A 6204-nucleotide genomic window follows, 5' to 3' on the forward strand; every position below is an offset into this window, starting at 1 on the left:
GGGATGCAGCAGAATTATTATTGCAAAATGATCCCGAACTTACAATGCCTGAAAATGCAATGGTACTGCGCCAGATCAAATCCCACAAAAAACACCAAATGAATTGGAGTAGGATATCTTGATTTTATTTAAAGCTTATTTCAAAAATTCTGTTTTTGAGCGATTCAACTGGACTAATTTCTTTTTCGATATGGATTGATATTGAGATATTATTAGATATCAGGCTTCTATATATTCTTACAGGTTAGTTGCTTCAAAAAAACACATATATTTGCTTTAAATATAGTTTAGTTTTAAACTTCCCAGACTATGAAAAATATAAATCTTTTTGCCCTCTTTTCTTTACTTCCTGTCAGGAAAAAGAAGACCTCGTTCCGGAAAAATTGATAGGTGTATGGGAATATGCGACTTTAGACTCCAATAGTCAGTATGAATCAGTTGTCCGCTATGTTATAAAACCAAATGGTTCTTTTTCTTTTGAGTGGCCATATCGGGAACCTGGAAGCAATATGGATTTAGGTTACCAATTGATTTGGGAAGGAAATTTCAAGGTAAATGACAACCAAGTCACCTTTACTTTAAGGAACACATATAACCCAAGTGAATTTAATCAGCCACCTTTTGGACCTAAAGAGGAAATGAATAAGACTAGCATTCCTAGCAGTCAACAAACTTATCGATTTGCCTTATCTGAAGACGGTAACGAGCTCACCCTATTTGATGATGACCCAATGGCAAGTGACCAAGTTTACATAAGAGTGCAGAATTAAAACTAAATCAAAGGTAGTTTCAAATATTCAAAAGCGGCTATCCCAAAATCCATAACTCTTGGTAAAAATCCATTTGAAGAAATCTGAAGTATCAACGATAAATTACTTTTCATCCCTGCGAATAGATTAAGATAAATCCAAAAATAGACCCGCCAGGTTTTCAAAATCTGGCAGATCTGTATTGGTGCGGTCTGGGTTCTTGGTTCTATCCTCTTTCCTTCAGCCTTCAGCCTTCATCCTTTCTAGTCTCTCGCTAACTAAATAAAAATCTTCGGGGTCTATTATTTCATTCCCTTTCCTTTGGGATGCCTATGGTAATGTATGTTTATAGCAATGTAGAAATGATAAAAAGGTGGGCTCTTTCGGGGTTGTCATGTAATAATCTATCAATTAATTCTTATATAGATATAGACCTTTCAGTATCGGATAATTCGCTAATTGATCCCAAGGGGATCATATGTCTATAAATAGTTTCCAGAGATGAATAATGGTACGACCCCTTTGGGGTCGAATTGAATTGTATCAATTATATTTCCTCTATAAACATATGACCTCTTCGAGGTCAGAATCTTCATGCTTTCGATTATTATTTTTTGATCTCAACGGTGTCATATGTTTATAGCAATATCTCGACGATAAATGGTACGGCCCATTCGGGGTCGAATGGGCCATGAAAGGATCTTTTTCTATAAACATATGACCTTAGAGGTAACAAAAACCTCAAAGGTTAATCTCACCACAGTCTTGTCTCTCCGATACGGGCCAGGCTTTGATTCTTGTATCTTGGCTCTCTTGCCTCTTGTTTCTTTTATCCTTCCTCCTTCATCCTTAAATCACCACCTTCTCCCCTGTCTCGGAGGATTCCAATATGGCTTGGACGATGCGGATATCCCTCAATCCTTCTTCTCCCGGTACAGGCATTGGTCTCCCTTCCATAATGGCTATGGCATCCATGTCCATTTGATTGGCTTGTTGCCATGGAATTTCATAAGGGTAATTGATTTCTCCTAGTGGGCTTTTCCCCTTGTTCCCCGCATAAGATGAAAAGGGTTCCATTTCAATTTTACCTTCTTCACAGGTGATATTTAGAAAATTTGTGTTTTCATAAAAAGAAGTTTTGATCTTGCCGATGACTCCACCAGGAAATTCCAACTCAGCTTCCACCACTTCTCCCAGTCCGTCTTGGTATATTTCAGGTCGCTCTGCCCATATTTTTGCTGAGTTCACTGCTATGGGTTCCATATTTGATCCCAATCTCGCCCCCTGAATGGAGTATACACCCATGTCATAAATTACTCCGCCACCCATTTCTCTTTTTTGCTTCCAGTGGTCGGTCCTGTTTTCCCTGTAACCCGCTGCACAATCTAAAGACAGTACTTTTCCCAGTTTTTCGTTTTTCACAATATCCTGAAAAGCTAAAGTATTGGGCTCATGCTGACATCGGTAACCTATAGAAAGGCTCACATTATTCCTCTTACAGGCATCAATCATGGCTTGGCATTCTTCTACGGTAACTGCCATCGGCTTTTCACACCATACATGTTTGCCTGTATTTGCAGCTTTGATGGTATATTCCATGTGCATGGATGGTGGAAGAACAATATAGATTACATCAATGTCGTCATTTTCTGCAATCCCATCCATATTTTCATAATTGTACACATTGGCTTCCGGAATATTATATTTCTTTTTCCACTCATCTTCCTTGGAAGGAGTTCCTGTAACTATTCCAGCCAAGTAGCAATTTTTTGTCATTTGTAAGGCTGGGGCCAAAAGGTCAGAACTATAATAGCCAAGTCCCACTAAGGCGACACCAAGCTTTTTTTCTTTCGGAGTATCATTACATCCAAAAAGAGAAAAGGGGGCAAAAAGTCCTAGCCCTGTTCCCAGGGTTATGGTTTTCAGAGAATCTCTTCTACTTAGGTTTTTCATTTTACAATGATTTTAGGTTTTGAAAGATCTTATGATTTGAATTTAAGGTTTTTGAGCAGGGCTTCAAAATAATCGTTAAATTAGAATTTTAAGAAAGAACCAAAACCAAATAAAAATGAAGTCTTTTCTCCTACTTATACTCTTAGTGGCAATCACCACCACAGGATATTCCCAAAGCACACAGCCTTATCTCAGTTTGGCAGAAGCCAAAAGAATCGCAGATGCGGCAGAAGCAAAAGCTATAGAAAATGAGTGGACGGTTGTCATTGCTATTTTGGATGCTGGGGGACATTTAATTTTACTGAGAAAAATCGATGGTACACAGATCGGCAGTGTGGAAGTAGCAATGGAAAAAGCCAAGTCCGCTGTTTATTTCAAAAGGAGCACAAAAGTATTTGAAGATGCAGTAAATGAAGGAGGCTTAAGGCTTTTATCCCTTCCTAATGCTATTCCTGTAGAAGGAGGAGTTCCGATTTTCCGTGATGGCCATTGTATAGGCGCTATAGGAATTTCGGGCGTAAGATCAGACCAAGATGGCATCATTGCCGAAGCAGGACTTTCGGTATTGGAATTAAAATAACTTAAGGCACATGAACTATAAATATTTAAATTACATAGGGGTTTTATTTGCACTCCTCTTTATTTTCTCCTGCGGGCAGCCTGAAATCAAAAAGCTGGGTACAGGTGAAGGTTATGTGGAAGTCGAAGGGGGTAAGGTATGGTATGAGGTGGTTGGAGATGGAGACAAATTACCGGTTTTGCTGCTTCATGGTGGACCGGGTGGGACCAGCTTTGGTTTTGAGCCCTTGAAGGAAATGGGCTATGAAGGGCCCCTTATTTTCATGGATCAATTAGGCTCAGGCAGATCTTCAGCAATTACAGATACCAGCCTCATGACCGTTGAACATTATGTAGAACAAGTTGAGCAATTACGGAAGCATTTGCAACTGGATGATTTTGTATTATACGGTTCCTCTTGGGGAACTATGCTGGGAATTGCCTATTACAGTGAATACCCTGAGGCCGTAAAAGGAATTGTATTCAGTAGTCCTCTTTTCAGCACTGATATGTGGATTGCAGATGCAGATACTTTGATTGCTACATTACCTGACTCTGTGCAGCAAGTCATAAGGTATCACGAGGAAATGGGGGAGTTTGACCATCCTGATTATCAGGAAGCTGTGAATCTTTATTACAGTCTATATGTTAGAAGAAAGGAAGGGCCAAAGGTAGATAGAAGTCACATGGATTTGGTTTCTGGGAAGCAAATTTATGAATACATGTGGGGTCCAAGTGAGTTTACTTCTACAGGCACATTACGCACATTTGACAGACTCAATGATTTAGGAAATATATCGGTTCCGGTATTAATTTTCACAGGGGAATTTGACGAAGCCAGACCAAGTACTGTGCAGTTTTATGCCAGTTTGATTCCCGACTCCAAATTTGTGATGATTCCAGATGCTGCACATGCGACCCTGAATGACAATAAGGAATTCACATTGAAAACCGTGCAGGAGTTTTTGGATGAAATTAATAAATAATTGAATCCGATAAGCCTAAAGAAAAAGCCATTAAATCAGGCTAAGCAATACAGCTACTCATCAATTAAATCAAGGATTTTTAGTTGGATCTTCTTATATTAGAGAATTAAGTAATAGAGTAAAAAACCAATTTCATAAAGTTTTTATGCAGAAAGAGAAATTAACCTTTGAGCAGATCGCCAGTATGGATCTGCCCAATATCATTCTTTATGCTGCTCCTGTGATGATAGGCCTAGTGGCCTTGGAGTGGTATCTTTCATACAAGCACAAAAAGGATTTCTACGACGGTAAAGATTCCGTTGCCGCTTTGGTAATAGGCTTGGTCAATGTAGGAATGAGTGCAGCAATAAAAGTGGTTACTTTTGGGATCATTTTGTTTTTCTATAACCTCGTCCCATGGACAATTCCAATGACTTGGTGGTCTTTTGTACTTTGTTTGTTTTGGTTGGACTTCTGGAGATATTGGGCACATAGAATAGCCCATGAAAATCGCTTCTGGTGGGCAACGCATGTAACGCATCATAATTCTGAAAAATACAACTGGTCAGTTTCTTTTCGCCTGAGTTGGACACAGCATATCAAGATCATATTCTTTATTCCCGTGGCTTTGGCAGGATTCCACCCTGTTGTATTCTTTATTGTACACCAAATTGCGGTCTTGTACCAGTTTTGGATCCATACCGAATATATTGTCAAATTGCCGAGACCGATTGAATATTTCTTTACTACCCCTTCCCATCATAGGGTGCATCATGCTACAAATGAAAAGTACCTGGATAAAAACTACGGCTCCACCTTTATCATTTGGGACAGGATGTTTGGCACTTTCCAGCCTGAAGAAGAGCGCCCGAGTTATGGGCTTACCAAGCAGGTGAAGTCATACAATCCTATCACTTTGAATTTTCATGAATGGTCTGATATCGTAAAGGATGTAAGAAATTCACGCTCACTGAAAGAAGCTTATGCCATGGTATTTAGCAGGCCAAGTGAATTGGAAGCTAGGAAAAAGGTGTTTCAGGAGGAATATGAGAAAAGTAGGGTAAAGGTGAATGGGTAAGGAGTCTTACTTATCTTTTGAATAGGTTGTTTTAGATACTGATTGATATTGGATATTAAGATATTGATCTGTCAACATCATTTGTCATTTAGGATGTTCAATTGTTGAAAAATAATACCTGAAAGTTTCACTTGAGCTTTCAGGTCTTTTTTATAATACCCAGTCAAGAAAATTACTATTATCTACTTTATTCCAATTGGCATTAGGGTACGCCTTTTCAAAAGCCACAGGTATTTTGGCTTTTCCATTCCCCAACTTGCATTCCAAAGCCTGCAGATTTTGAGAGCTGTCCAATTCGATCAAGTCAAATCCCTGACCATCATAAGTTCGCCAAAAATAATTTTCCCGATTAATTGAACGGGAGGCATTGAGCTTCATTCTTTCGGTAAAGATAAACTGTCCCCACAAGTGCCCTACGTCATTTTTTAGCTTAATTGATATAAATTAGGCTAATGAATTAGCGTAATTAACAAAAAAATGGGGCTTTTGGCCCCACCTCTTTCAGTTGAATAGGTTTATTTTTTACCGTAAAAGCTATCGTGAAATTTATAGCGCTCATCGGCTTTTGCTTTTTCTGCCTGGGTATTCACATCAATATTAATGAGTGAAGGCGTCCAGGTATCCTTTTCTGCTTTTGGCCATTCAGGTAAATCTTTTCCATTGGGATTCCCCGTTTTGACAAAATTGGTGAAATAGTTGAACATGGTTTTGGATACTTCCATATCCTCAGCAGCCCATTCGTAGTCCTTGATCAAATGTAGGTTACCCATGGCATATTCAATTTCCATGGCATGTGGAGCGCCAACTGCTTTTGGAGCTGGAATAGGGTTTTCTGACCTTACTGTCCCGCCAGCAAAACCTGAACTGAGTGACTTATCCACCAAAGGAGGTCTTAATTTGC

Annotated in this window: 8 protein-coding genes; 5 read left to right on the top strand and 3 right to left on the bottom strand. The window is 39.2% G+C overall.

Features of this window, described 5'->3' with window-relative positions; genetic code table 11:
- Both EA341_RS18085 and EA341_RS18090 read left to right on the top strand, forming a co-directional pair.
- A partial coding sequence (locus EA341_RS18085) for a hypothetical protein (RefSeq protein ID WP_293016584.1) occupies positions 1 to 122 on the top strand: 122 nt, incomplete at its 5' end.
- Between the two features lie 126 nt (positions 123 to 248).
- The gene (locus EA341_RS18090) at positions 249 to 770 is read left to right on the top strand and encodes a hypothetical protein (RefSeq protein WP_293016577.1); all 522 of its coding nucleotides are present in this window, start codon (positions 249 to 251) and stop codon (positions 768 to 770) included.
- 828 nt (positions 771 to 1598) lie between these two features.
- Here EA341_RS18090 and EA341_RS18095 read toward each other — a convergent pair.
- Complete coding sequence (locus EA341_RS18095; RefSeq protein ID WP_293016578.1) at positions 1599 to 2702, bottom strand: Gfo/Idh/MocA family oxidoreductase; 1104 nt, start codon at positions 2700 to 2702, stop codon at positions 1599 to 1601.
- A gap of 115 nt (positions 2703 to 2817) precedes the next feature.
- Between EA341_RS18095 and EA341_RS18100 the strand changes: the two genes are divergently transcribed.
- The 3 genes from EA341_RS18100 to EA341_RS18110 all read left to right on the top strand — a co-directional run bounded on the left by EA341_RS18100 (position 2818) and on the right by EA341_RS18110 (position 5303).
- Positions 2818 to 3282: a heme-binding protein gene (locus EA341_RS18100; protein ID WP_293016579.1), complete on the top strand. Its 465-nt coding sequence runs from the start codon at positions 2818 to 2820 to the stop codon at positions 3280 to 3282.
- Between the two features lie 10 nt (positions 3283 to 3292).
- Complete coding sequence (locus EA341_RS18105) at positions 3293 to 4246, top strand: proline iminopeptidase-family hydrolase (RefSeq protein ID WP_293016580.1); 954 nt, start codon at positions 3293 to 3295, stop codon at positions 4244 to 4246.
- Between the two features lie 145 nt (positions 4247 to 4391).
- Positions 4392 to 5303, top strand: a complete 912-nt coding sequence (locus EA341_RS18110) for a sterol desaturase family protein (RefSeq protein ID WP_293016581.1) — start codon at positions 4392 to 4394, stop codon at positions 5301 to 5303.
- 150 nt (positions 5304 to 5453) lie between these two features.
- Here the strand turns inward: EA341_RS18110 and EA341_RS18115 are convergent, their stop codons facing one another.
- Complete coding sequence (locus tag EA341_RS18115; protein WP_293016582.1) at positions 5454 to 5711, bottom strand: hypothetical protein; 258 nt, start codon at positions 5709 to 5711, stop codon at positions 5454 to 5456.
- A 107-nt stretch (positions 5712 to 5818) separates the two neighbouring features.
- Positions 5819 to 6204: carboxylesterase family protein (locus EA341_RS18120; RefSeq protein ID WP_293016583.1), on the bottom strand; the 386-nt coding region annotated here is incomplete at its 5' end.

Source organism: Mongoliibacter sp. (assembly GCF_007692705.1).
Taxonomy (GTDB): Bacteria; Bacteroidota; Bacteroidia; order Cytophagales; family Cyclobacteriaceae; genus Mongoliibacter.